General features: G+C 73.0%; 1 protein-coding gene. It reads left to right on the top strand.

Annotated features, from left to right (window positions below; translation table 11 throughout):
- The coding region (locus OOT08_RS12140; protein ID WP_325093645.1) for a VIT1/CCC1 transporter family protein at nucleotides 1-319 on the top strand (319 nt) is incomplete at both ends.

Below are 319 nucleotides of genomic sequence, written 5' to 3'. Positions count from 1 at the left end.
AGTACGTCTCGGTGAGCACGCAGCGGGATACGGAGCGCGCGGTGCTCTCCCGGGAGCGCTGGGAACTGGCGACGATGCCCGCTGAGGAGCTGACCGAGCTGGCGGGCATCTACGAGGCCAAGGGGCTGAGCCCGGAGCTTGCCCAGCAGGTGGCCGAGCAGCTCACCGAGCACGACGCGCTCGCGGCGCACGCGGAGGCCGAGCTGGGGCTGGACCCCGAGAAGCTCACGAGCCCCTGGGTCGCCGCGCTGTCCTCGTTCCTCGCGTTCGCCGCGGGGGCCGCGATCCCCCTCGCCGCGATCCTGCTGCCCGCCGCAAA

Source organism: Leucobacter sp. M11 (genome assembly GCF_035726885.1).
Lineage (GTDB): Bacteria > Actinomycetota > Actinomycetes > Actinomycetales > Microbacteriaceae > JAPFRB01.
The sequence above is the reverse complement of the archived record's forward strand: the minus strand, read 5'-3'. Positions and strand labels throughout refer to the sequence as shown.